The organism is Xanthomonas hyacinthi (assembly GCF_009769165.1).
In the GTDB taxonomy this organism is placed as follows: domain Bacteria; phylum Pseudomonadota; class Gammaproteobacteria; order Xanthomonadales; family Xanthomonadaceae; genus Xanthomonas_A; species Xanthomonas_A hyacinthi.
This window is the reverse complement of sequence record NZ_CP043476.1, coordinates 3,853,955-3,877,453: the sequence shown is the minus strand read 5'-3', so window position 1 is coordinate 3,877,453 and position 23,499 is coordinate 3,853,955. Positions and strand designations below refer to the sequence as shown.

The following is a 23,499-nucleotide window of genomic DNA, read 5'->3' as shown; positions in this document are numbered from 1 at the left end:
CGTGCGCGGGACGCGCTGTAGTTCTTTACGGGTGAAACCTTTCCGGGGGATGAAAACGAAAAAACCCAGCCTCGGGCTGGGTTTTCAGACGAACGGCACGGCGCTCCGGTTACCCAGCCAGGATGTGGGATTCCGGTCGGCGCGCGCGCGATGTCATGCCCGAAGCCATGCGCGCGGCGCTGAGATCGTGCTGGGGCAGGTTCGCTTTCATCGGTGCGCATCCTCGCACGCGCACGCCGCAGGCGCAAGCGCGCGCGCTCATCGCGGCGGCACCACGACCGCATCGGGCACATACGGCGCCACCGACACGCGGATGCGCAGCCGGTTGCCCGGATCCTCCGCCAGCCGCGAGCGGTACTTGGTGCCCTTGTAGACATAGTCCACGTCGTAGGCGATCGGGCGGCGGAACTCGCGGCCGACCTCGATGGTGCGGCAATTGCGCCCGCTCGACGGCGGCGCCGGCGCCGCGGCGACCGGCACGGGCGCATCGCGGCGGCGGCTGAAGAGGTCCTTGACCGAATCCATCAACCGGTTCAGGCGGCTGTCGTCCTCCGGCTGGGCCGGCGCCGGCGCCGGCAACTCGACCGTGTCGCATTGCTGTTCGATGCGAGTGGCGCGCAGGGTCTGGTACACCGGCTCCACGTTCAGCACCTGCGCGTAGTCGAGCTTGACGTTCTCGATCACCACCACGCGGTTGCGCGCCTCGTTGTCCTGGGCCCAGGCCGGCACCGCGACGCATGCGAACAGGCCGGCCAGCGGCAACAACAGGTTCGGACGCATCGGCACCGAGCTTCGAATGACGGATCGAGCAGTGTAGGCATGGCAGCTTGCGTCGGGCTGAACGCAAGCCCACGCGCGGGGCCGCTGCCGGTAGAATCGACCGGCTTCCCCACGCCCGATGCCGATGAGCCTGCGCCTGCACAACAACCTGACCCGCCGGGTCGACGCCTTCGAACCCCTCGATCCGGTCGCCGGCCCAACCCTGTATGTCTGCGGCCCCACCGTCTACAACTATGCGCACATCGGCAACGCGCGCGGCCCGGTGGTGTTCGACGTGCTGGCCGCGCTGCTGCGGCGGCGCTACGGCGCGCTGCGCTACGCGCGCAACATCACCGACGTGGACGACAAGATCAACGCCGCCGCACAGGCGCAGGGCGTGCCGATCGCCACCATCACCGACCGCTTCACCGCCATCTACCGGCAGGACATGGCCGCGTTGGGGGTGCTGCCGCCGGACCTGGAACCGGAGGCCACCGCGCACATCCCGCAGATCGTGGCGATGATCGAGCGGCTGATCGACAGCGGCCACGCCTACGCCGCGCAAGGCCACGTGCTGTTCGCGGTGGCCAGCTTCGCCGGCTACGGCAAGCTGTCGCGGCGCGACCCGGAGGAGATGCTGGCCGGCGCCCGCGTCGAGGTGGCCCCGTACAAGCGCGATGCCGGCGACTTCGTGCTGTGGAAGCCGTCCAGCGACGAGCTGCCGGGCTGGGACTCGCCGTGGGGCCGCGGCCGCCCCGGCTGGCACATCGAATGCTCGGCGATGGCCGCCGCGCACCTGGGGCCGACCCTCGACATCCACGCCGGCGGCGTGGACCTGCAGTTCCCGCACCACGAGAACGAGATCGCGCAGAGCGAGTGCGCGCACGGCGGCGCCACCTTCGCCCGGTTCTGGCTGCACAACGGCATGCTCAACTTCAGCGGCGCCAAGATGAGCAAGTCGCTGGGCAACATCGAGACCGTGCACGACCTGATCGCCAGGCATCCGCCGGAAGCGCTGCGCTGCGCACTGCTGAGCGCGCACTACCGGCAGCCGCTGGACTGGTCCGATGCGCTGATCGAGCAGTGCAAGAGCACCCTGGACCGGCTGTACGGCACCTTGCGCGCGCTGGACGCGATCCAGGCCACCGCGGCGATCCCGCAAGCGATCGAGGACGCGCTGGAAGACGATCTCAACACGCCGCAGGCGCTGGCCGAAGTGGCGCGGATCGCGACGGTCGCGCGGCAGCTGCTGGCCCCGGTCGGCGGCAGCGATGCCCCGCGCGACGCACAGCTGGAAGCGCAATTGCGGCAGGCCAAGTCCGACCTGCTCGGCGCCGGCCTGGCACTGGGCCTGCTGCAACAAGCGCCGACGGCCTGGTTCAACCGCGGTGCCGGCGACGGCGACGATGGGCGCATCCAGGCGCTGATCGACGAACGCACCGCCGCCAAGAAGAGCCGCGACTTCGCCCGCGCCGACGCGATCCGCCAGCAGCTGGCCGCCGAAGGCGTAGTGCTGGAAGACACCGCGCAAGGCGTACGCTGGAAGCGCAGCTGAGCTTTTCCCTTCTCCCATCGGGACCATGGCCCCCTTTTTGGGGGAAGGTGCCCCGAAGGGGCGGATGAGGGTACGGCAACACTCGATAAGGGTACGGACAAAGCGGCTGGCGTCGATTTTTCGCGAGGCTGCGCCCGTACCCTCACCCCAACCCCTCTCCCGGGGGGAGAGGGGCTTTACCGATTGATTCTGGATTTGCGATGAACGACCCCACCGATTTCCCGCTCGAACCCACCCCCGCCGACGCCCAGGCCGCCATCGCCGAGGAATTCGGCTTCTTCGGCGACTGGTCCGAGCGCTACCAGTACCTGATCGATCTGGGCCGCAAGCTGCCCGCGTTCCCCGAGCAGTGGAAGACCGAACAGCACCGCCTGCACGGCTGCCAGTCGATGGTGTGGATCGTGCCCGAGGGCGATGCGCAGCGGCTGCTGTTCCATGCGATCAGCGATTCGGCGATCGTCTCCGGGCTGATCTACCTGGCGCTGCGGGTCTACTCCGGGCGCAGCGCCGCGCAGATCCTGGCCACTGCGCCGGACTTCGTCGCCGCGATCGGCCTGGGCAAGCACCTGTCGCCGACCCGCAGCAACGGCCTGGCCGCGATCCTGGCGTTCATCCAGGACAGCGCGCGCGCGCAGGCATGAGCGCCCCACTCCCTTCTCCCGAGAGCCTGCGTACGCTGCTGGCGCATCCCGGCTTCGCGCTGGTGCTGGCCTACCGCATCTGCACGATGCTGTCCTACCAGATCGTCGCGGTCACGGTCGGTTGGCACATCTACGAGATCACCCGCGATCCGTTCTCGCTGGGATTGATCGGACTGGCCGAGATCCTGCCGTTCTTCTGCATCGCGCCGTTCGCCGGCTACCTGGTCGATCACCTGCCGCGGCGCCGCCTGGGCATGCTCGCCAGCCTGGGCCTGGTCGCGACCGCGGCAGTGCTGGCCGCGCTGACCCACGGCTGGCTGCCGGTGCACGGCGTGTGGCCGATCTACGCGGCGATCGCACTGACCGGCGCGGCGCGGGCGTTCCTGGCGCCGGTGTACAACGCGCTGTTCGCGCACGCGCTGCCGCGCCAGGCGTATGCGCGCGGCGCCAGCATCGGCAGCGTGGTGTTCCAGATCGGCATGGTGATCGGGCCGGCGCTGGGCGGGGCACTGGTCGGCTGGGGCGGCAAAGGCCTGTCCTACGGCGTGGCCATGGCAGTGGCCTGCGTGGCGACGCTGGCGCTGTTGCTGCTGCGCGTCGCCGAGCCGGTCAACGCCGGCCCGCGCGCGCCGATCTTCCGCAGCATCGCCGAGGGCGCGCAGTTCGTGTTCTCCAATCAGATCATGCTCGGTGCGATGGCGCTGGACATGTTCTCGGTGCTGCTCGGCGGCGCGGTGTCGATGCTGCCGGCCTTCATCCACGACATCCTGCATTACGGCCCCGAAGGCCTGGGCATCCTGCGCGGCGCGCCGGCGCTGGGCTCGGTGCTGGTCGGGCTGTGGCTGGCGCGGCGCCCGCTGCAGCGCAACGCCGGCCGCATCCTGCTGCTGGCGGTGACCGGCTTCGGCCTGTGCACGATCGCCTTCGGCCTGTCGCGGCACTTCTGGCTGTCGGCGGCGATCCTGCTGGTCTACGGCATGTGCGACGGCGTGTCGGTGATCGTGCGCTCGACCATCCTGCAGCTGGCCACGCCGGACGCGATGCGCGGGCGGGTGTCCTCGATCAGCGGCATCTTCATCGGCTCGTCGAACGAGCTGGGCGCGTTCTACGACGGGGTCATGGCGCGGCTGGTCGGCCTGGTGCCGGCGGTGGTGATCGGCGGCTGCGTGACCTTGGGCGTGGTCGCGACCACTGCCTGGAAGGCGCCGAAGCTGCGCAAGCTGGACCTGCGCGAGCTGCAGTGACGGCGCGCTAGCCGCGCGCCGTTCAGCGCGCGCCGGCGGCGTCCTGGCGCGCCTCGGCGTCCCACGCCGCAGCGCAATCGGGCAGGTTCGCCGGCTGGGTCAGCCCGCCCTTGCCGGCCAGGAACCGGCACGTCGCCGCGAACACCGCCGGCACCGCCCTGGAGCGGATCGGCGACGCCAGCACGTGGTTGCCGGCATCGGCGAAATCCACCGCCTGGCGCAGCGCCGGCGGGGTGCCCAGCTGCGCGAACATCGCCTGCATCGCCGCCACCGACACGGTCGCGTCCTGATGCTGCGCGTCGCGATAGTAGTAACCGAGGAACAGCGGCACATGGATCCGCGCGTAGGTCGCCGGCAGCATGCCGCCGCGGGTCAGCGCGGCCAGCGCGCGGTAGCCGTCGACATGGGTGGCGTCGGCCCAGTAGCCACTATCGACCGGGTAGCGCATGACCGGATCGCCGCCGTTGCGCGACCACAGCAGCAATTGCGCGCCCCATGGCCACAGCATCGGCTGCAGCTGCTCGCCGTGCTCGCGCACCAGCGGCGACCACAGCACCACGGCCTGCACCTGCTGCGGATGCGCGGCCACGGTCTGCAGCGCCAGCGCGCCGCCCATCGAATTGCCGATCACCACCACGCGCCGGCCCAGCACCTGCGCCACCGCCAACGCCTCGGCGGCGGCGCCGAGCAGACGCGGCGCATCGATGCCGCGCAAGGCGTCGGCGGCGAGCAGCCCGTGTCCCGGCAGCCGCGGCAGGTACAGGTTGCAGCCGAAGCTGCGCGCCAGGCGCCGATGGGTCGGCGCGCCCTCGCCCTGGCTGGCGGTGAAGCCGTGCAGATAGACCATGGCGCAGTCGCGGCGTCCCGGATGCGCCGGGTCGGCCCAGACGATGCGCGCCTGGTTGTCCGCGCGCAGGCCGGGAGTGGCCCGTTCGCGCGCGTCCAGCCAGGCCTGCAGCGCAAGCGGATCCTGCGGCACCGCCGGCAGCGCGACCTGCGGCAGCGCCGGGCTGACCCGCGGCCCCAGCGCTACCACCGCCAGCAGCACCAGCACGACCAGCAGCGGCCAGCGGAGCCAGCGCCAGCTGGCGCCGCGCCGCGGCAGGTCGGGCGCGGAGGACGCGGCGATCATGCGCAAGCCCCCACTGCCTGTGTCGCCGCTACGGCCAGCCCGCCGCGCGACCCACTGCCACTACGCCGTGCACGGCGGCTCGGCAACGCGACACGGAACGGCACGGTAGGCCACGCGTGCGGCAGGCGGGCAAGGCGGTGCGGAAGCATCCGGAAGCAGCGGTCGCGTGGCCGACCGCCACCCGCGCAGTCTGCGGCGACGACATGACAGGCGGGTGTAAGGCGGGCTGCGCCGGCGATCGGCGGTGGCGGAAACGAGCGCATATCCGCGAACCTGCGTCCGCCGCAGGAGGCCGCTCAAGGTTCCCGTCCTGGCCGAACCGCGACGATCCTGCGTGGAGGCGACGCGGCTCGGCGCGCGCTTCCCTCGCAAAAAACAAAAGCCCCGCGCTGGCGGGGCCTTTGTTCGAACGGCGGGACAAGCGCGACGTGGCGGATCACTCGCCCTGCTGCTTCTGCAGGTGCTCCCAGCGCTCCTGCGCGTCGATGGTGCGCTCGGCGGTCAGGCGCGCGTCCAGGCGCTCCAGGCCGATTTCCTCGCCGGTGTCGACGCAGTAGCCGTAGTCGCCGGCATCCAGGCGCTTGAGCGTGCTGTCGATCTTGCCGATCAGCTTGCGGTAGCGGTCGCGGGTGCGCAGTTCCAGCGAGTTTTCGGTCTCGCGGGTGGCGCGCTCGGCCTCGTCGCCGATGTCGCGGACTTCGTCGCGCAGGTTCTCGATGGTCTGCTTGGATTCCTCGACCAGATCGGCACGCCAGCTGAGCAGGCGCTGGCGGAAGTACTCCTGCTGCAGCGTGCTCATGTACTCCTCGTCGCTCGCCGGCTTGTAGCCCTTGGGCAGGATCGGGCGACCGGTGGCTTCGTCGGTCTTGTACTCGACCACCTTGTGCTTGGCCGGCTTGGCGGGCGTGTTGGACTTGGCGGTCACCGCGACGGCGACCTTGCCGGTGGGCTTGGCGATCGGCGCCTTGGGGGTGGATTCGGATTTGGTGGGGGTTTTCGCGGAGGATTTCGAAACGGACACGGGATTCTTATGTGGCGGGGCCGAGGGCGCGGCGGGCTTGGCGGCAACCGGCTTGGAAACCGGTGCAGCGGCGGGCGTGGCGGCCTTGGCCGGGACAGACTTGGCCGGCGCCGGCTTGGCAGCCGGCTTCGGTACGGATTTGGACACCGCCGGGGCGGCGACCGGGGCGGTGGCCTGCTTTGGCTTTGCAACGGGCGTGGCCGGCTTCGCTGCCGGCGTCGCGCTGGATTTGGCGGCGGTCGCTGGCTTGGCGGCCGGCCTGGCCGCGGCTTTCTTGGCAAGCGCAGCGGCCGGCCTGGCCACCGGCTTCTTCGCCACCGCCTTGGCTGGCGCCTTCTTCGCCGGCGCAGGCGTGGACGCCGGTTTGACCACCGGTTTCTTCAGCGGCTTGGCAGCAGTGGACGCCGTCGCTTTCTTGGCAACGGGCTGGACGGGCTTCTTGGCGGCCTTGACGGCCTTCTTTACAGGTTTTTTAGCAGCCACGAATCGCTCTTCCTTGGTTTCCCCGGGGCCCGGGAAAGCGGGTCTTTATAGCCTACCCTACCCCCCGCGGCAACCACACCGCGTACACGCCGGTGAACGGCGGCCCGCCACGCAACTGGCATATCATGGCCAGGTGATCGCCCGCGCTCTTATCGCCCTGCTGCACCTGTACCAGCGCTTCATCAGCCCCCAGCTGGGGCCGCGCTGCCGTTTCGTGCCCAGCTGCTCGGCCTACGCGGTCACCGCCATCGCCCGCTACGGCGCGCTGCGCGGGGGCTGGATGGCCGCCCGCCGCGTCGGCCGCTGCCATCCCTTCCATCCCGGCGGGTTCGACCCGGTGCCCGATCCCGCGGCGCCGCCGGCCTGCCGCTGTCCAGGAAAACACTGAATGCCCTCCTCCACGCTCATCGTCAACGCCCGCCTGGTCAACGAAGGCAAAGAAACCCAGGGCGACCTGCGCATCGCCGACGGCCGCATCGCCGCGATCGCCCCGCAACTGGCCGCCCGCGACGGCGAGACGGTGGTCGATGCCAACGGGCGCTGGCTGCTGCCCGGCATGATCGACGACCAGGTGCACTTCCGCGAACCCGGCCTGACCCACAAGGGCGACATCGCCAGCGAGTCGGCGGCCGCGGTGGCCGGCGGCCTGACCAGCTTCATGGACATGCCCAACACCAATCCGCCGACCCTGGACGCGGCCGCGCTGCAGGCCAAGTACGATGCCGCCGGCGGCCGCGCCTGGGGCAACTACGGCTTCTACCTGGGCGCCAGCAACGACAACCTGGCCGCGATCCAGAGCCTGGACCCGAAGACCGCGCCCGGCATCAAGGTGTTCATGGGCGCCTCCACCGGCAACATGCTGGTCGACAACCCGCAGACGCTGGACGCGATCTTCCGCGACGCGCCGACCCCGATCATCACCCACTGCGAAGACACCCCGACCATCGACGCGACCCTGGCCGCGTTCAAGGAAAAGTACGGCGAGGCGCTGACCCCGGAGATGCATCCGGACATCCGTTCGCGCCAGGCCTGCCTGAAATCCTCGCAGCTGGCGGTGTCGCTGGCGCGCAAGCACGGCACCCGCCTGCACGTGCTGCACATCTCCACCGCCGACGAACTGGCGCTGTTCGCGCCCGGCCCGATCCAGGGCAAGCGCATCACCGCCGAGACCTGTATCCACTTCCTGCGCTTCGACCGCGCCGACTACGCCACGCTGGGCAACCTGATCAAGTGCAACCCGGCGATCAAGGACGCCAGCGACCGCGAGGCGCTGATCCGCGCGCTGGCCGAGGACGTGATCGACGTGCTCGCCACCGACCATGCGCCGCACACCTGGGAGGAGAAGAGCAAGCCGTATGCGCAGGCGCCGTCGGGGCTGCCGCTGGTGCAGTACGCGCTGGTCGCGGCGCTGGAACTGGTGCACGAAGGCCGGCTCGGCGTGGCCCAGGTGGTGCACAAGTTCGCGCATGCGCCGGCGCTGCTGTTCGACGTGCAACAGCGCGGCTTCCTGCGCGAGGGCTACCACGCCGACCTGGTGCTGATCGACGACACCGCCTTCACCGTGCGCCGCGAGGACGTGCTGTCCAAGTGCGGCTGGTCGCCGTTCGAGGGCCGCAGCTTCCGCTCCCGGATCGCGGCGACCTGGGTCAACGGCGAACTGGCCTGGGACGGCACCCGCCTGGTCGGCAGCCCGAACGGGCAGCGCCTGGCGTTCGACCGCTGATGCGGCGCGTCGTGTTGCCGGGCGCCGCGCTGGCGCTCGGCCTGCTGGCGTCGGCAGCCGCAGTGCTGCCGCTGCACGCGCAGACCGCGCCCACGGCTGGCGCCGACACCCGCAGCGCATTCCCGCGCCGCGCCTCGCAGGGCGCGCTGGTGATCGGCAAGGTGCCGCCCGGCAGCCGCGTGCAGTACGCCGGGCGCACGCTGCGGGTCAGCGGCTACGGCAGCGTGGTGTTCGGCATCGGCCGCGACGAACGCGGTCCGCTGCGGATCCTGGTGCAGCGCGCGGACGGCGGCAGCGAGACCGTCGACATCGCGGTGACCCCACGCGACTGGCCGCTGGAGCGCATCGATGGCGTGCCGCCGAAGACGGTCAACCCGCCGCCGGCGATCGCCGAACGGATCAAGCGCGAACAGGCGCAGGTCGCCGCCGCGCGCGACCGCGACGACGACCGCACCGACTTCGCCGCGCCCTTCATCTGGCCGGTGCAGGGCCGCATCAGCGGCCGCTTCGGCAATGCCCGCGTGTACAACGGGCAAGCCGGCGCCGCCCACTCCGGCATGGACATCGCCGTGCCCACCGGCACCCCGGTCAAGGCACCGGCCGCCGGCATGGTCAGCTTCGCCGCGCCGGACCTGTACCTGACCGGCGGCACCGTGCTGCTCGACCACGGCGACGGGGTCAGCTCCAACTTCCTGCACCTGTCGCGGATCGACGTGAAGGTCGGCGACCGCATCGCCCAGGGCCAGGTGCTCGGCGCGGTCGGCGCCACCGGGCGCGCGATCGGGCCGCATCTGCATTGGGGGATGAACTGGTTCGACGTGCGCATCGATCCGCTGCTGGTGTTGGAGCGCACCAAGTAACAGCCTGGCAGTTCACCCGCAGCGGCGCGCGGCGGCGCGTTCTTCATGTCCGTGGCCGAGGCCTCGCCTGGCGCGGTTCGACGTGCGCATCGATCCGCTACTGGTGTTGGAGCGCACCAAGTAACAGCCTGGCAGTTCACCCGCAGCGGCGCGCGGCGGCGCGTTCCTCATGTCCGTGGCCGAGGCCTCGCCTGGCGCGGTTCGACGTGCGCATCGATCCGCTGCTGGTGTTGGCGCGGACCAAGTAACCGTTTTTTGTGTGCGACTTCAGTCGCCCACAACAGCCGCTCATCGCAGTGCCATCGCCTGAATCAGGCCCCACACCCTGCCGCGCCAGCCGACTGGTCGGCTGCGCGCCGCATTCGGCCAGGGCGCGATACACCACCTCGCCGCACACCAGGTGCGAGGGATCGTATCCAAATGCGGACGCGGGCCGAACCCGCGACGCCGTGCTGCTTTGCGGTATAACCATGAGGCGACCGGCGCATCCGCCGCCGGCGCGGGCCATGGCGCGCAATGCGCCACCGCAGTCCCCGCGGCAGGTCTCGCCGCGGCGTTCGCTCTCCCTCCCCCCCGTCCAGGAGATGTGCGCAATGACCATCGACAAGCTCAAACCCACCCTCGGCACCCTGCACCTGTGGGGCATCGCCGTGGGCCTGGTGATCTCCGGCGAATACTTCGGCTGGAGCTACGGCTGGGGCACCGCCGGCACGCTCGGCTTCCTGGTCACCACCGTGCTGGTGGCGGTGATGTACACCTGTTTCATCTTCAGCTTCACCGAACTGACCACCGCCATCCCCAACGCCGGCGGCCCGTTCGCCTACAGCCTGCGCGCGTTCGGCACCGCCGGCGGGATGATCGCCGGCATCGCCACGCTGATCGAGTTCGTGTTCGCCCCGCCGGCGATCGCGATGGCGATCGGCGCCTACCTCAACGTGCAGTTCCCGACCCTGGACCCGCGCCTGGCCGCGGTCGGCGCCTATGCCATCTTCATGACCTTGAACATCCTCGGCGTCGGCATCGCCGCCACCTTCGAACTGATCGTCACGGTGCTGGCGGTGATCGAGCTGCTGGTGTTCATGGGCGTGGTCGCGCCCGGCTTCAGCGTGGCCAACTTCGCGCGCGGCGGCTGGGCCGGGTCGGACACGTTCAGCCTGGCGGCGATCGGCGGCATCTTCGCCGCGATCCCGTTCGCGATCTGGTTCTTCCTGGCGATCGAGGGCGCGGCGATGGCCGCCGAGGAAGCCAAGGACCCCAGGCGCACCATTCCGCGCGCCTACATCGCCGGCATCCTGACCCTGGTGATGCTGGCGTTCGGGGTGATGATCATGGCCGGCGGCGTCGGCGACTGGCGCACCCTGTCCAACATCAACGACCCGCTGCCGCAGGCGATGAAGGCGGTGGTCGGCGACAGTTCGACCTGGCTGCACATGCTGGTGTGGATCGGCCTGTTCGGCCTGGTGGCCAGCTTCCACGGCATCATCCTCGGCTATTCGCGGCAGTTCTTCGCGCTGGCGCGCGCCGGCTTCCTGCCGCACGGCCTGGCCAGGCTGTCGCGCTTTAGCACCCCGCACCGCGCGATCCTGGCCGGCGGCGTGGTCGGCGTGGCGGCGATCTACAGCGACGGCCTGGTGCAGCTGCAAGGCATGTCGCTGACCGCGGCGATGATCACCATGTCGGTGTTCGGCGCGATCGTCATGTACATCATGAGCATGCTCAGCCTGTTCAAGCTGCGCCGCGCCGCGCCGCAATTGGAACGCAGCTACCGCGCGCCGGGCTATCCGCTGGTGCCGGCGCTGGCGCTGCTGCTGGCGCTGGTGTGCCTGGCGGCGATGGTGTGGTTCAACGCGCTGCTGGCGCTGCTGTTCCTGGGCCTGATGCTGCTCGGTGCCGGCTGCTGCGCGCTGAGCCTGCGCCGCAGCGGCGGCAGCGGCGGCAGCCTCGCCGAGGCCGCCGCCCAGGCTTGATCGAGGACACGGCGCCCGCCGCGCGCGGGCGCCTGCAGGAGAACCCGGCATGAGCGGTTTCGCACACAGCGTCGGCGGCCAGACCTGGCGCTTCGACGACCTCAAGGACCTGCTGGCCAAGGCCACGCCGGCACGCTCGGGCGACCGCCTGGCCGGGCTGGCCGCGGCCAGCGAGCCGCAGCGGGTCGCCGCGCAGATGGCATTGGCCGATCTGCCGCTGCGGCACTTCCTGCACGAGGCGGTGATTGCCTACGAAGACGACGAGGTGACCCGGCTGATCGTGGACAGCCACGACGCGGCCGCGTTCGCGCCGGTGGCGCACCTCACCGTCGGCGGCTTGCGCGACTGGCTGCTCAGCGAAGCGGCCGACGAAGCGACACTGGCCGCACTCGCACCAGGGCTGACCCCGGAGATGGCCGCCGCGGCGTCCAAGCTGATGCGCATCCAGGACCTGATCCTGGTGGCGCAGAAGATCCGCGTGGTCACCGCGTTCCGTAACACCCTCGGATTGCGCGGGCGCCTGTCCACCCGCTTGCAGCCCAACCACCCCACCGACGACCTGGCCGGCATCGCCGCCAGCGTGCTCGACGGGCTGCTGTACGCCAACGGCGATGCGGTGATCGGGATCAACCCGGCCAGCGACAACACCCAGACCATCTGCGAATTGCTGAAGATGCTCGACGCGGTGATCGCCGGCTACCAGATCCCGACCCAGGCCTGCGTGCTGACCCACGTCACCACCTCGATCGAGGCGATCGAGCGCGGCGTGCCGCTGGATCTGGTATTCCAGTCGATCGCCGGCACGCAGAAGGCCAACGCCAGTTTCGGCATCGACCTGGCGCTGCTGCAGCAAGGCTACGAGGCCGGACTGAGCCTGAAGCGCGGCAGCGTCGGCGACAACGTGATGTATTTCGAGACCGGCCAGGGCAGCGCGCTGTCGGCCGACGCGCACCACGGCGTGGACCAGCAGACCTGCGAGGCGCGCGCCTACGCGGTAGCACGGCGCTTCAAGCCGCTGCTGGTCAACACCGTGGTCGGCTTCATCGGCCCCGAATATCTGTACGACGGCAAGCAGATCATCCGCGCCGGACTGGAAGACCACTTCTGCGGCAAGCTGCTCGGCGTGCCGATGGGCTGCGACATCTGCTACACCAACCATGCCGAGGCCGACCAGGACGACATGGACGTGCTGCTGACCCTGCTCGGCACCGCCGGGATCAACTTCATCATGGGCATCCCCGGCTCCGACGACGTGATGCTCAACTACCAGACCACCTCGTTCCACGATGCGCTGTACGCGCGCCAGGCGCTGGGCCTGCGCCCGGCGCCAGAGTTCGAGCAATGGCTGGAGCGGCTGGACATCCTGCGCATCGACAACGGCCGCTTCCGCCTCGGCCACGAGCCGCCGGCCGCGTTCCGGCGCGCGCTGGCGCAACTGGGCTGAGCGGGCCGCGCATGCACGACGACGCCGAACGCCCTTCCACCGCCGATCCCTGGGCCGCGCTGCGCCGGCTGACCCCGGCACGCATCGCCCTCGGCCGCACCGGCACCAGCCTGCCGACCGCAGCGCAGCTGGATTTCCAGTTCGCGCACGCACAGGCGCGCGACGCGGTGCACCTGCGCTTCGATCCGGCGCCGCTGGCCGCGGCGCTGCACGCGCGCGGCCGCGACCACGTCGCGCTGCACAGCGCCGCGGCCGACCGCCACATCTACCTGCAGCGCCCCGACCTGGGCCGCCGCCTGAGCGAGGACGCGGCCAGCGAACTGCGCGGCCACGTTGCCGTGCAGCGTCACCGCTACGACCTGGCGCTGGTGGTGGCCGACGGGCTGTCGGCACTGGCAGTGCACCGCCACGCCACGCCGATGCTGGAACGCATCGACGCGCTGGCCGCGGCCGAAGGCTGGACGCTGGCGCCGGTGGCGCTGGTCGCACAGGGACGCGTGGCGATCGGCGACGAGATCGGCGAACTGCTGGGCGCGCGCATGAGCGTGGTGCTGATCGGCGAGCGCCCCGGCCTCAGTTCGCCGGACAGCCTCGGCCTGTACTTCACCTACGCCCCGCGCGTGGGCCTCAACGACGCCTGCCGCAACTGCATCTCCAATGTGCGCGAGGCTGGCCTGAGCTATGCGCAGGCCGCGCACAAACTGGCCTGGCTGCTGCGCGAGGCGTGCCGGCGGCGGCTCTCCGGCGTGCAGTTGAAGGACCGGGCGCAGACGCCCGCGCTCTCCGCCGCGGACGACGCGCCGCGCAAGGCGCCGGGCAATTTTCTGATCCCGGACTGAGGCGGCCGGCGGCCGCCGGCAGGCGGGCAGCCAGCGAATCGATGCCGCCCGGCAGCGACGGCAGCGATCGCGCCGCGCGTCGACCTGGCCCGCCATGCAGGCGTTGCCGCGGGCGCGCGCACCAAAGCACGAGCGCCGCACGCGGAAACCGCGCGCCTGCGCACAACGAAGGCATTGGTGCGTTTCAAAACATAGACAAATGTTCTTTGCAAGAACAAAACAAGGATTGCCGTACACGCATCTGCTACAACTACGCCGCGTCTGGAAACGGCCGCAATGCATCGCAACCGGCAACGTCGCAAGCATTCAAAAAACGTCCTGATTAGCCCTGACCTTCAGCCAGCAGTCGCAGGATCTGCGCTTATCACGCCATCGCGCAAGGCAACTACGCAAGACGTTATCTGGCCGAGGCGGCCTACCGTTTCAATCGCCGATTCTGCCTGCGCGAGATGCTGCCACGACTCGCCACGGCGATGATGCGATGCAAACCCTGTCCAGAGCCGGTTCTGCGTGCGGCGAGCAATCTCCACAGCTGAGAGTCAGGGCTAATCAGGAAAAACGTTGGAAGTTCTTCGCAAAGAACATTTTTTCGCGCAACCGCAACTCGGTAGAAACGGCAACCGCCGCGACAGCCGTATTCACGCCATTCGCAATCGGGCTGCCGGGCACGACAAAAAAATCCGGCTTCGCCGCATTTCCTTTTTCAGACAAATAGAGAATTCGCATGCGTTTTACCTTCTCGCTGCACGCCTCCGCGCTACTGGCCGTCTTCTGCGTCTCCAACTGCGGCGCGCAGGCCAAGGGCGGCACCGCCGACCGCCCGCAATTGAGCGCCGCCGACGCCCAGACCTACACTGCCTCCGCCTACCTGGCCAAGGCCGGCAGGATCGGCGCATTGATCGCCGACGGCTGGGATCCAGGCGCGGGAGTGGCGCTGCTGAGCGCCAACTATCGCGTCGCCGCCGATGGCTCGGCGCCGTTCAAGAGCGTACAGGCCGCGGTGGACAAGGCCGTGGCGGACGGCGGTGCGATGCGTCGCTACATCAGCCTCGCACCGGGCATCTACAGGGAGACGGTCTGCATTCCTCAGGGAGCGCCGCCGATCGTGCTGTTCGGCCTGGGCAGCACCCGCAGCGATACGCTGATCGTCTTCAACAACGCCAATCCGACCCCCAAGCCGGTCGGCACGCCCAGCCAGGCTTGCGCCAGCAACGCCGATGCGGCGGTGATCGGCACCGCCGGCAGCGCCACGGTCTCGGTGCGCGCGGACGGGTTCCAGGCACGCAACCTGACCATCGCCAACGGTTATGTGGAGGGTACCTTCCCCGGCGCCAATCAGTCGGCAGTCGCCCTGGCCGTGCGCGGCGACAAGGCGCTTTTCCAGAATGTGGCGGTGCTGGGCAACCAGGACACCCTGCTGGTCAGCGCCGTCGACCCCGCCTTGCTGATCCGTGCGTACTTCAAGGAAAGCCTGGTGCAGGGCGATACCGACTTCATCTGCGGCTCCAGCGTCGCGGTATTTTCCCATAGCATCATCCGCTACGACACCACCCGCCCGAGCAAGTCCAGCGTCGGCCATGTTTTCGCGCCCAGCACCGTGCCCGGCAGCGTCTACGGCTTTCTCGCCACCGACAGCACCTTCGACGCGATCGGCGATGTCGGCAGCAATCCGACCTATCTGGGCCGCGCCTGGGACCAGGCCGTCGGCGACCTCTCCAAGTATGTCAGTGGCGTATCGCCGAACGGCCAGGTGACGATCCGCAATTCGATCCTCGGCGCGCATATTCGCAAGAACGCGCCGTGGGACGCGTCCACCGTCAAGCGCCCCTACTGCGACAACCCCACCTGCCCTCACTCGCGCAACCGCTTCTACGAGTATTCCAACAGCGGCCCGGGCAGCGCCGACTGAATCGATCCCCACCGATCTCGCCGCCGCGCGCGCCGGCGGCTACCGACATCGCCGAAAGGTCGCATTGGCTGCGCACACTACCTCCCCCTCCCATCAGCAGAACCACCCCATGATCACTGCAACTCCCTTGTTCCGCCTCACATTCGGCCTGCCGCTGCTGGCGATCGCCTCGCTGCAGGCCAACGCAACGACCCGGCAGCCGTTCGCCCAGCAGGATGCCGCAAACAGCGTCGGCACCAGCTGGGGCACGATCGACAAGCCGACCTTGCCGCAAAACGTATGCATGAAACTGGTGGCGACGCTGCTGCCGGTCAACGGCTCGCTCGACAGCCTCGACGCGGACCCAGCCTACGTGGCACCGGATACGATGCGCATCCAGAACGCCATCGCCGATTGCCCTGCCGGCAGCGCGGTGAGGCTGGTCGTCGGCGCCAATGGCAAATCCGGTTTCCTCACCGCCCCGCTGACCCTCAAGAGCGGAGTGACCCTATGGATCGACCAGGGCGCCACGCTGTTCGCCTCGCGCAATCCGCAAGACTACGATACCGGCGTCGGCACTTGCGGAATCGCCAACACCGACAAGATCAAATCCTGCAAACCGCTGATCTACAGCAGCGCCACCATCGGCAGCGGCATCGTCGGCGACGGCAAGATCGACGGGCGCGGCGGCAGCGTGCTGACCACTGGCCCCAACGCCGGCAAGCGCAGCTGGTGGGACGTGGCCTATCAGAACGTCACCGATAAACTGATCCAGCACGCGCCGCGCATGCTGCAGATCGAAAACAGCAGGGATTTCACCCTGTATGCGGTGACCTTGGAGAATTCGCCCAATTTCCACGTATTCACCGACAACGTCGTCGGCATGACCGCCTGGGGCATCAAGATCCTCACCCCGAGCCTGGTCTACTCCCAGCCGGGTTACAAGTGTCCGGCCGGCACCACGCCGGATGTGCGCACGCCCGCGACCTGCTTCACCCCGGAAACAGCCAAGAACACCGATGGTTTCGACCCCGGCCAGTCCAGGAACGTGCTGCTGGCATATTCCTACATCAGCACCGGCGACGACGATGTCGCCATCAAGGCGCATGCCAGCAGCAAAGCCAGCAATCCCTCCACCGACATGGTCTTCATCAACAATACGATCATTTACGGCCATGGCTTCGGGTTCGGCAGCGAAGCCGATACGGGCATCCACCGCATCCTGGTGCGCAACCTGAGCATCGACGGGCACAACGCTAACGATGCCATCACAGACCCCGCATCCAACAACGGCCTGCGCATCAAGTCCGACATCAGCCGCGGCGGCCTGGTCTCCGACATCGCCTTCGAGAACATCTGCATGCGCAACGTGGCGCGCCCGCTGGTCTTCGACGCGTTCTACAGCAAGCCGGCCAATGCCGGGCTCAGCCCCGAGTATCCGCGTTTCGAGGGCATCACCCTGCGCAACGTGCATTCGCTGGGTTCACGCGATTTCGGCGCAGGCCAGTTGAGCTTCTACGGCTACATGGACGCGAAGCAGTCCTTCCCGATCACCATCGCGATGGACAATGTGGTGCTCGAGGGCGGTCCCATTTCCTTCGCCCCTCCGCACAATGGCGGACCGGGCGCGAATCCGGCGGCCACCCACTTCAGCTTCACCGGTGGACCGGTCAGTTTCGCCAATCTGCTGACCCCCTCCACCCAGTACGACGTACAGATCCAGGGCCAGCCGGGAATCGGCGAGCCGCTGGACTGCAGCAATGCATTCGTGCCCTATAGCAGCGTGCTGCCCGATTCGCCGATCTGATCGCACCGGCGCGCTACCGCGCGTCGCTCCGCAGCGCTGGCGCCATGCCGGCGCTGCGGCATCGGCGCCGCTGCCCTGCGCGGATGCGGCGCACTGTCGGTTTGCGTGCGCGCTGGACCGCGCATGACGGTGGCCTGTCCACCTGCGCTGCGCGCGTGGGCCGCAACGCAGCTGGCTCCAGCGCGATCGCTGTCGCCGGCGGCCCGCGCCGCTGCACGCTCGCGCGCACGGCAACCGAAGCGCACGCCGTCGTCGCCGATCGGCAGCGTCCCGCTCCATTGCAGCGTCGTTCGATCCTGAGACCTCAGCCCAGGCCGGCCCACCAGGCGCGCCACAGTGTGGCCATCGCCGCGGGCGGTTTGCGTGCGGCGCGGGCGTGTTGCGCGATCCGCGCACGCGCCAGCGCCGCCACGATGCGCCGCGGCCGCGGCCCGTCCACGCGTCGCGGCCAACCTTGCAGCAGGGCCTGCGCCCAGCGCCGCTGCGCCTGCGCCGCGTCGCCGCCACCGCGCAGCGACAACGGCACCGCGGCGATGCCGGCGGCGGCCAGCCGCTGCGCCAGCACCTGCGTGGCCAGCGCCGCCGCCGCGCCGCGGCGGCCCTCGAAGACGGCGCCCTCGACCTGCGCCGCGGCCAGTGCGAACGCCTCCAGGCGCTCGTAGGCATGCGCCGGATCGGCCGCGGCCGCGCGCGTGGCGAGCAGCCCCGGCAAGGCCTCGGCCAGCGGCGTCCATGGCGCGGCGACCGGCTCCAGCACCCGCCCCAGCGGATGCCGCGAGCGTTGCGCGGCCCAACTGTGCAATTCCTCGCCCCACCACGCCAGCTTGGCGTCGGCTGGCAGCGGATCGCCGGCGATGTTGAGGATGTCGTCGAATTCCTGCAGCAGCGCGAACCAGGCCACGGTGTGCGCGCGCTGCGGCGCCGGCACGAACACCTCGGCCACCGCCCATTCCGGCCAGCGGCTGCGCCATTTGTCGAGGAAGGCATCCAGGGCGGAGGTGCTGCTCATGCGATCGGGATTCCGGAAGTTCAGGAGGGCTGCGGCGCGCCGGGCCAGGCGTGCGCATCGAGCAGGTCGGCCGGCGCGGCGACCAGCGCATCGGCGCGCCAGGCCAGCGGATCCTCGCCGTCCAGGCGATAGCCCCACAACACCGCCACCGAGGCCATGCCGGCGGCGCGCGCGGCGAGGATGTCGCGCTCGTCGTCGCCGACGTAGGCGATCTGCTGCGGGTCCAGGCCCAGGCGCTGCGCCGCCACCTGCAGCGGCAGCGGGTGCGGCTTGCGCTCGGCCAGGGTGTCGCCGCCGATCAGCACCGCGCAGCGCCGTTCCCAGCCCAGCTGCGGCAGGATCAGCCGCGCCAGGTATTCGGGCTTGTTGGTGACGATGCCCCACACGCAGCCGGCATCTTCCAGTCGCTGCAGCATCGGCGCGATGCCGTCGAACGGCTGCGAATGCCGGCCGATCAAGGTTTCGTACTGGCGCAGGAAATCGGGGATCAGCGCATCGCGCGCCGCGGTCGGCAACTCGGGAAAGGCCACGCCCAGCATCGCCCGCGAGCCCTTGGACACCACCGGGCGCAGCTGCTCCAGGCGCAGCGCGTCGGCGCCATGCTCGGCGCGCAGCGCATTGGCCGCGGCCAGCAGATCCGGCGCACTGTCCAGCAGCGTGCCGTCCAGATCGAACAGCACCGCGCGCGGGAACCCGCCGCGCGGCGGCTGTGCCGATCCCCTACTCCCCATTCCCGCTTCCCGGCTTCACCGCACACGCCAGATAATTCACCTCGGTGCGCGTGGACAGCCGCGCGCGGTTGCGCCACGGTTCGTACAGCATGCCGCTGACGTCGCGCAGCTGCAGCTCGGCCTGGCGCAGCCACGCCGCCAGTTCGGCCGGCTTGATGAACTCCTGGTAGCGGTGGGTGCCGGTGGGCAGCAGCCGCGCCACGTACTCGGCGCCGACGATGGCCAGCGCGAACGCGGCCGGGGTGCGGTTGAGGGTGGACAGGAACAGCTGGCCGCCGGGCTTGAGCAGGCTCGCGCAGGCGCGCACGATCGCCGCCGGATCGGGCACGTGTTCCAGCATCTCCATGCAGGTGATCGCATCGAAGCCGCCCGGGCGCTCGGCGGCCAGGTCCTCGACCGACTGCACGCGGTAGTCGACCTCCACCCCGGACTCGAGCTGGTGCAGCCGCGCCACCTTGACCAGCTCCGGCGACAGGTCGATCGCGGTGACCTGCGCGCCCTGCCTGGCCAGCGCCTCGCTGAGCAGGCCGCCGCCGCAGCCCACGTCGAGCACGCTGGCGCCGCGCAGCGGCAGCCGCTCGGCGACGTAGCGCAGGCGCACCGGGTTCAGCGCGTGCAGCGGCTTCTGCGGGCCGTCGGCGTCCCACCAGCGGGTGGCCAGCGCACCGAACTTGTCCAGTTCGGCCTGATCGAAGTTGGCGGAGGCGTTGGAGGCGGAAACGGTCATGGCGGCATCTCGGTTGGGCCGCGCGCGGAGCGCGGCGCGGCAGGAAAGCAGATCAGGCGTGCACGCTGCGGATGCGTTCGCGCCACTGCCGCGCGTTGGCGACCAGCGCGTCGGTGTCCATGTCCACCAGCACGCGCTGTTCGAGCTTGCGCTGGCCGGCGATCCACACGTCGCTGACCTGCTGCCGGCCGGCCGCATAGACCAGTTGCGACAGCACGTTGTGCAGCGGCTGGGTCTCCAGCGCCGACAGGTCCACGCAGATCAGGTCGGCCTGCTTGCCGACCTCGATCGAGCCGATCCTGTCGCCGAAACCGAGCGCGCGCGCGCCGCCCAGGGTGGCCGCGCGCAGCGTGCTGGCCGCGTCCAGCGCGGTGGCGTCGTTGGCCACCGCCTTGGCCAGGATCGCCGCGGTGCGGTTCTCGCTGAACATGTCCAGGTCGTTGTTGCTGGCGCAGCCGTCGGTGCCGATCGCCAGGTTCACGCCCGCGCGCTGCAGCGCGCAGGCCGGGCAGAAGCCGGAGGCGAGCTTGAGGTTGGATTCGGGGCAATGCACCACGCTGACCCCGCGCTCGGCGCACAGGTGGATCTCCGCGTCGGTGAGCTGGGTCATGTGCACCGCGATCAGGCGGTCGTTGACCAGGCCGAGCCGGTCCAGCCGCGCCAGCGGGCGCTGGCCGTACTGCTTGAGCGAGTCGGCGATCTCCTGCGCGGTCTCGTGGGTGTGCAGGTGCACCGGCACGTCGAGCTGGTCGGACAGCATGCGCACGCGCGCGAAGTTGGCGTCGTTGACCGTGTACGGCGCATGCGGGGCGAAGGCGATGCCGATCAGCGGATCGTCGCGCCACTGGTCGTGCACCTCGCAGGCGCGTTCGAAGTATTCGTCGGAGGTCTTGGCCCAGGCGGTCGGGAAATCGATGATCACCGTGCCCACCCGCGCGCGGAAACCGTGCTGCTTGTACACCGCGGCCTGCACGTCGGCGAAGAAGTAGTTCTCGTTGGCGCAGGTGGTGCCGCCGCGCAGCATCTCGGCGATCGCCAGCGCGGTGCCGTCGGCGACGAACTCCGGGCCGATCACCGCGGTTTCCACCGGCCAGATGTGCTGCTGCAGCCACACCATCAGCGGCAGGTCGTCGGCGATGCCGCGCAACAGCGTCATCGGGTTGTGGGTGTGCGCATTGACCAAACCCGGCAGCAGCGCCGCGTCCGGGCGCGACACGCGGCGCGCGGCGGCGAAACGCGCGTGCGCCTCGACGCGCGGCAGCACCGCGACGATCTCGCTGCCGCGCACCGCCACCGCGTGGTCCTCCAGCACCACGGCATGCGGCTCGATCGGGACCACGTAGCCGGCTTCGATCAGCAGGTCGCAGGATTCAACGGGGGCAGACGTCATGGCAGGCCTTGGGAAGGACGTTAGGGTTGGAACGCCCAGAACGGCGCTTGGGTGCCGGCCGGGGGTCGGTAGCGCTGGCCGTCGTAGCGCCGCGGCTGGCGCGCGCGCGCGGTGCCAGGTCGTAGCGCGCCGTGTCCAGGCGCAGCGCATCCTGGTCCGGCTCCAGCCCGGCGTCCTCGCCGAGCGCGCGCGAATACGTGGCCAGGACGCGCGCATCGGCGCTGGACAGCAGCGCCAGGTGCAGTTCGATCGCGCGCTCGCCAGGGGGCCGCGGCATCGGTAGCGTATGCGACCGCGGCCAGGGTCGCGCCGGGATCGTAGGGCCAGGGCTTGCACGCCTGCGCCACGACCGCCGCCTGCCACGGCGCGGCGACGCCGCGCAGCAAGCGCGCGGCGCAGGCCTGCGCCGCGCACGCGGCCGTGGCCAGGCCGATGCAGCACAGCGCGGCGGCCCAGCCGGATCCCGCGCACCGCCGGCAGCGTGCTGCGGACACGCTTACTTGACGCGCGAGAAGTACTCGCCCGAGCGGGTATCGACCTTGATCACTTCGTCCTGGCCGACGAACAGCGGCACCCGCACCACCGCGCCGGTTTCCAGCGTGGCCGGCTTGCCGCCGCCGCCGGAGGTGTCGCCGCGCACGCCCGGGTCGGTCTCGACGATCTTCAGTTCGACGAAGTTCGGCGGGGTGACCTGGATCGGGGTGCCGTTCCACAGCGTCACCACGCAATCCTCCTCGCCCTTGATCCACTTGGCCGCGTCGCCGACGCCGACCTTGTCGGCCTGCACCTGCTCGAAGGTTTCCTGCTGCATGAAGTGCCAGTATTCGCCGTCGGTATACAGGTACTGCATGTTGGTATCGACCACGTCGGCCGCTTCCAGGCTGTCGGTCGCCTTCATGGTCAGTTCGACCACGCGCCCGGACTTGATGAAGCGGTACTTGATGCGGGTGAAGGCCTGGCCCTTGCCCGGCTTGACGTATTCGGTATCGGTGATGATCGCGGGCTCGCTGTTGACCAGGATCTTCATCCCGTTCTTGACGTCGTTCATGCCGTAGCTGGCCATCTGAAACTCCTCGGGTAAGGCAAACCCGCCGCGTGCGGCGGCCGGCCGGATAGAATGGAAAGCCCCGCCGTCGGCGGGCACTCGTTTTATGACCGCATATGATAACCGCAGCCCCCCGCCCGATGCAGCCGTCCCCGTCTCCCGCCACGCTGGCGCCGCCGCGCTGGCAGCAGCTGTGGCGCGATGCCGTGCGCGACCCGCGCGAGCTGCTGGCGCTGCTCGGGCTGGACCCGCAGGCGCTCGGCGTCTCCGAACAGGCTGCGACGCAATTCGCACTGCGCGTGCCGCGCGGCTTCGTGGCGCGCATGCACCATGGCGACCCGCACGACCCGCTGCTGCGCCAGGTGCTGCCGATCGACGCCGAACTGCGCCGGGTGCCGGGCTTCGCGCTGGACGCGGTCGGCGACGCCGCGGCCAAGAAGGCCGACGGGGTGATCCAGAAATACCGCGGCCGCGCGCTGCTGGTCGCCACCGGCAGCTGCGCGGTGCACTGCCGCTACTGCTTCCGCCGCCACTTCCCGTATGCCGAGGAAACCGCCGCGCGCGATGGCTGGCGCGAGGCGGTGGCGGCGATCGCCGCCGACCCGGACATCGACGAGGTGATCCTGTCCGGCGGCGACCCGCTGTCGCTGGCCACCTCCAAGCTGGTCGAGTTGACCGAGGCGCTGGCGGCCCTGCCGCAGCTCAAGCGCCTGCGCATCCACAGCCGGCTGCCGGTGGTGCTGCCCGAACGCGTCGATGCGCCGCTGCTGGCCTGGCTGCGCGCGCTGCCGTGGCCATTGGCGTTCGTGATCCATGCCAACCACGCCAACGAATTCGATGCGAGCGTGGATGCCGCGCTGGCGCAGTTGCGCGGCACCGGCGCGCAACTGTTGAACCAGGCGGTGCTGCTGCGCGGGGTCAACGACAGCGTCCAGGCGCTGGCCGCCTTGAGCGAGCGCAGCTTCGCCGCCGGGGTGCTGCCCTACTACCTGCATCAATTGGACAAGGTCGAAGGCGTGGCCCATTTCGAAGTGGACGATGCAACCGCGCGCGCGCTGCACCAGGCCCTGGCCGCGCGGCTGTCCGGGTATCTGGTGCCGAAGCTGGTGCGCGAGATTCCCGGCGACACCGGCAAGCACGCGCTGTAGCCGGACTCGGCTGCGGCAGGCACGGCGGCGCATTGTCGCCATCTTGCCGGACCACCTGCCCGGGTGGGCTTGGGGCGGGCTGAAGC

Annotated in this window: 22 protein-coding genes and 1 pseudogene; 13 read left to right on the top strand and 10 right to left on the bottom strand. The window is 69.9% G+C overall.

What is annotated here, in order from left to right; genetic code table 11:
* Positions 1 to 258 precede the first annotated feature (258 nt).
* Entirely contained in the window at positions 259 to 780 is a 522-nt protein-coding gene (locus FZ025_RS17020; protein WP_046978771.1) for a glycine zipper 2TM domain-containing protein, read from the bottom strand.
* A 124-nt stretch (positions 781 to 904) separates the two neighbouring features.
* On the opposite strand from FZ025_RS17020, the gene cysS reads away from it, so the two are divergent.
* The 3 genes from cysS to FZ025_RS17005 all read left to right on the top strand — a co-directional run bounded on the left by cysS (position 905) and on the right by FZ025_RS17005 (position 4,199).
* A complete protein-coding gene (cysS, locus tag FZ025_RS17015; RefSeq protein ID WP_046978772.1) occupies positions 905 to 2,314 on the top strand; it encodes a cysteine--tRNA ligase in 1,410 nt (469 codons plus the stop codon).
* A gap of 200 nt (positions 2,315 to 2,514) precedes the next feature.
* Complete coding sequence (locus FZ025_RS17010) at positions 2,515 to 2,955, top strand: SufE family protein (protein ID WP_104557938.1); 441 nt, start codon at positions 2,515 to 2,517, stop codon at positions 2,953 to 2,955.
* Positions 2,952 to 4,199, top strand: a complete 1,248-nt coding sequence (locus tag FZ025_RS17005; protein WP_046979808.1) for an MFS transporter — start codon at positions 2,952 to 2,954, stop codon at positions 4,197 to 4,199. The genes FZ025_RS17010 and FZ025_RS17005 overlap by 4 nt, the downstream gene beginning before the upstream one ends.
* Before the next feature lie 22 nt (positions 4,200 to 4,221).
* Here FZ025_RS17005 and FZ025_RS17000 read toward each other — a convergent pair whose 3' ends face one another.
* Entirely contained in the window at positions 4,222 to 5,331 is a 1,110-nt protein-coding gene (locus FZ025_RS17000; RefSeq protein WP_046979807.1) for an alpha/beta hydrolase, read from the bottom strand.
* A 436-nt stretch (positions 5,332 to 5,767) separates the two neighbouring features.
* A complete protein-coding gene (dksA, locus tag FZ025_RS16995; RefSeq protein ID WP_104557935.1) occupies positions 5,768 to 6,835 on the bottom strand; it encodes an RNA polymerase-binding protein DksA in 1,068 nt (355 codons plus the stop codon).
* A 115-nt stretch (positions 6,836 to 6,950) separates the two neighbouring features.
* On the opposite strand from dksA, the gene yidD reads away from it, so the two are divergent.
* From yidD to FZ025_RS16960, 7 genes and pseudogenes are all read left to right on the top strand, one after another.
* A complete protein-coding gene (gene yidD / locus FZ025_RS16990) occupies positions 6,951 to 7,223 on the top strand; it encodes a membrane protein insertion efficiency factor YidD (RefSeq protein WP_104558104.1) in 273 nt (90 codons plus the stop codon).
* Positions 7,224 to 8,558: a dihydroorotase gene (locus FZ025_RS16985; protein WP_104557933.1), complete on the top strand. Its 1,335-nt coding sequence runs from the start codon at positions 7,224 to 7,226 to the stop codon at positions 8,556 to 8,558. It begins immediately after the preceding gene.
* Complete coding sequence (locus FZ025_RS16980; RefSeq protein ID WP_046979805.1) at positions 8,558 to 9,418, top strand: M23 family metallopeptidase; 861 nt, start codon at positions 8,558 to 8,560, stop codon at positions 9,416 to 9,418. The genes FZ025_RS16985 and FZ025_RS16980 overlap by 1 nt, the downstream gene beginning before the upstream one ends.
* A 584-nt stretch (positions 9,419 to 10,002) precedes the next feature.
* Entirely contained in the window at positions 10,003 to 11,385 is a 1,383-nt protein-coding gene (eat, locus tag FZ025_RS16975) for an ethanolamine permease (protein ID WP_046979804.1), read from the top strand.
* A 49-nt stretch (positions 11,386 to 11,434) separates the two neighbouring features.
* Positions 11,435 to 12,829: an ethanolamine ammonia-lyase subunit EutB gene (locus FZ025_RS16970; RefSeq protein ID WP_046979803.1), complete on the top strand. Its 1,395-nt coding sequence runs from the start codon at positions 11,435 to 11,437 to the stop codon at positions 12,827 to 12,829.
* 11 nt (positions 12,830 to 12,840) lie between these two features.
* On the top strand, positions 12,841 to 13,668 hold the full coding sequence (gene eutC / locus FZ025_RS16965) for an ethanolamine ammonia-lyase subunit EutC (protein WP_046979802.1): 828 nt from the start codon (positions 12,841 to 12,843) through the stop codon (positions 13,666 to 13,668).
* Positions 13,669 to 14,030: 362 nt separating this feature from the next.
* Positions 14,031 to 14,204: pseudogene (locus FZ025_RS16960) on the top strand (IS1595 family transposase); the annotation flags it as partial.
* A 13-nt stretch (positions 14,205 to 14,217) separates the two neighbouring features.
* Here FZ025_RS16960 and FZ025_RS16955 read toward each other — a convergent pair.
* The gene (locus tag FZ025_RS16955; protein WP_158185588.1) at positions 14,218 to 14,394 is read right to left on the bottom strand and encodes a hypothetical protein; all 177 of its coding nucleotides are present in this window, start codon (positions 14,392 to 14,394) and stop codon (positions 14,218 to 14,220) included.
* On the opposite strand from FZ025_RS16955, the gene FZ025_RS16950 reads away from it, so the two are divergent.
* Both FZ025_RS16950 and FZ025_RS16945 read left to right on the top strand, forming a co-directional pair.
* Positions 14,393 to 15,577 (top strand): putative acyl-CoA thioester hydrolase, encoded by a 1,185-nt coding sequence (locus FZ025_RS16950; RefSeq protein WP_104557930.1) that lies wholly within the window; start codon positions 14,393 to 14,395, stop codon positions 15,575 to 15,577. The two genes, FZ025_RS16955 and FZ025_RS16950, sit on opposite strands and share 2 nt — an antisense overlap.
* A 109-nt stretch (positions 15,578 to 15,686) precedes the next feature.
* Positions 15,687 to 17,363 carry a glycoside hydrolase family 28 protein gene (locus FZ025_RS16945; RefSeq protein ID WP_046981793.1) on the top strand — a complete coding sequence of 559 codons (1,677 nt, stop codon included), beginning with the start codon at positions 15,687 to 15,689 and terminating at the stop codon, positions 17,361 to 17,363.
* A gap of 304 nt (positions 17,364 to 17,667) precedes the next feature.
* Here FZ025_RS16945 and FZ025_RS16940 read toward each other — a convergent pair whose 3' ends face one another.
* The 6 genes from FZ025_RS16940 to efp form a co-directional block, all read right to left on the bottom strand.
* Positions 17,668 to 18,372 (bottom strand): squalene/phytoene synthase family protein, encoded by a 705-nt coding sequence (locus FZ025_RS16940; RefSeq protein ID WP_104557928.1) that lies wholly within the window; start codon positions 18,370 to 18,372, stop codon positions 17,668 to 17,670.
* A 20-nt stretch (positions 18,373 to 18,392) separates the two neighbouring features.
* Positions 18,393 to 19,103 carry a phosphoglycolate phosphatase gene (locus FZ025_RS16935; RefSeq protein WP_046981316.1) on the bottom strand — a complete coding sequence of 237 codons (711 nt, stop codon included), beginning with the start codon at positions 19,101 to 19,103 and terminating at the stop codon, positions 18,393 to 18,395.
* On the bottom strand, positions 19,093 to 19,830 hold the full coding sequence (gene ubiG, locus FZ025_RS16930; protein WP_046981317.1) for a bifunctional 2-polyprenyl-6-hydroxyphenol methylase/3-demethylubiquinol 3-O-methyltransferase UbiG: 738 nt from the start codon (positions 19,828 to 19,830) through the stop codon (positions 19,093 to 19,095). The genes FZ025_RS16935 and ubiG overlap by 11 nt, the downstream gene beginning before the upstream one ends.
* A gap of 52 nt (positions 19,831 to 19,882) precedes the next feature.
* A complete protein-coding gene (locus FZ025_RS16925) occupies positions 19,883 to 21,220 on the bottom strand; it encodes a TRZ/ATZ family hydrolase (RefSeq protein WP_046981318.1) in 1,338 nt (445 codons plus the stop codon).
* A complete protein-coding gene (locus FZ025_RS16920) occupies positions 21,201 to 21,497 on the bottom strand; it encodes a hypothetical protein (RefSeq protein WP_053057373.1) in 297 nt (98 codons plus the stop codon). The genes FZ025_RS16925 and FZ025_RS16920 overlap by 20 nt, the downstream gene beginning before the upstream one ends.
* A gap of 219 nt (positions 21,498 to 21,716) precedes the next feature.
* Positions 21,717 to 22,283 carry an elongation factor P gene (gene efp / locus FZ025_RS16915; RefSeq protein ID WP_046981319.1) on the bottom strand — a complete coding sequence of 189 codons (567 nt, stop codon included), beginning with the start codon at positions 22,281 to 22,283 and terminating at the stop codon, positions 21,717 to 21,719.
* A 98-nt stretch (positions 22,284 to 22,381) separates the two neighbouring features.
* Between efp and epmB the strand changes: the two genes are divergently transcribed.
* Positions 22,382 to 23,413, top strand: coding sequence for an EF-P beta-lysylation protein EpmB (epmB, locus tag FZ025_RS16910; RefSeq protein WP_046981320.1), 1,032 nt, complete (start codon positions 22,382 to 22,384; stop codon positions 23,411 to 23,413).
* Positions 23,414 to 23,499 lie beyond the last annotated feature (86 nt).

Coding starts and splice junctions, on each gene's coding strand:
- FZ025_RS16945 (WP_046981793.1), top strand. CDS start 15,687: ATGATCACTGCAACTCCCTTGTTCCGCCTCACATTCGGCCTGCCGCTG.
- FZ025_RS17020 (WP_046978771.1), bottom strand. CDS start 780: ATGCGTCCGAACCTGTTGTTGCCGCTGGCCGGCCTGTTCGCATGCGTC.
- FZ025_RS16940 (WP_104557928.1), bottom strand. CDS start 18,372: ATGAGCAGCACCTCCGCCCTGGATGCCTTCCTCGACAAATGGCGCAGC.
- FZ025_RS16950 (WP_104557930.1), top strand. CDS start 14,393: ATGCGTTTTACCTTCTCGCTGCACGCCTCCGCGCTACTGGCCGTCTTC.
- FZ025_RS17005 (WP_046979808.1), top strand. CDS start 2,952: ATGAGCGCCCCACTCCCTTCTCCCGAGAGCCTGCGTACGCTGCTGGCG.
- FZ025_RS17010 (WP_104557938.1), top strand. CDS start 2,515: ATGAACGACCCCACCGATTTCCCGCTCGAACCCACCCCCGCCGACGCC.
- eutC (WP_046979802.1), top strand. CDS start 12,841: ATGCACGACGACGCCGAACGCCCTTCCACCGCCGATCCCTGGGCCGCG.
- FZ025_RS16920 (WP_053057373.1), bottom strand. CDS start 21,497: ATGCCGCGGCCCCCTGGCGAGCGCGCGATCGAACTGCACCTGGCGCTG.
- FZ025_RS16985 (WP_104557933.1), top strand. CDS start 7,224: ATGCCCTCCTCCACGCTCATCGTCAACGCCCGCCTGGTCAACGAAGGC.
- FZ025_RS16935 (WP_046981316.1), bottom strand. CDS start 19,103: ATGGGGAGTAGGGGATCGGCACAGCCGCCGCGCGGCGGGTTCCCGCGC.
- FZ025_RS16970 (WP_046979803.1), top strand. CDS start 11,435: ATGAGCGGTTTCGCACACAGCGTCGGCGGCCAGACCTGGCGCTTCGAC.
- FZ025_RS17000 (WP_046979807.1), bottom strand. CDS start 5,331: ATGATCGCCGCGTCCTCCGCGCCCGACCTGCCGCGGCGCGGCGCCAGC.
- epmB (WP_046981320.1), top strand. CDS start 22,382: ATGATAACCGCAGCCCCCCGCCCGATGCAGCCGTCCCCGTCTCCCGCC.
- FZ025_RS16980 (WP_046979805.1), top strand. CDS start 8,558: ATGCGGCGCGTCGTGTTGCCGGGCGCCGCGCTGGCGCTCGGCCTGCTG.
- efp (WP_046981319.1), bottom strand. CDS start 22,283: ATGGCCAGCTACGGCATGAACGACGTCAAGAACGGGATGAAGATCCTG.
- FZ025_RS16955 (WP_158185588.1), bottom strand. CDS start 14,394: ATGCGAATTCTCTATTTGTCTGAAAAAGGAAATGCGGCGAAGCCGGAT.
- eat (WP_046979804.1), top strand. CDS start 10,003: ATGTGCGCAATGACCATCGACAAGCTCAAACCCACCCTCGGCACCCTG.
- cysS (WP_046978772.1), top strand. CDS start 905: ATGAGCCTGCGCCTGCACAACAACCTGACCCGCCGGGTCGACGCCTTC.
- ubiG (WP_046981317.1), bottom strand. CDS start 19,830: ATGACCGTTTCCGCCTCCAACGCCTCCGCCAACTTCGATCAGGCCGAA.
- FZ025_RS16925 (WP_046981318.1), bottom strand. CDS start 21,220: ATGACGTCTGCCCCCGTTGAATCCTGCGACCTGCTGATCGAAGCCGGC.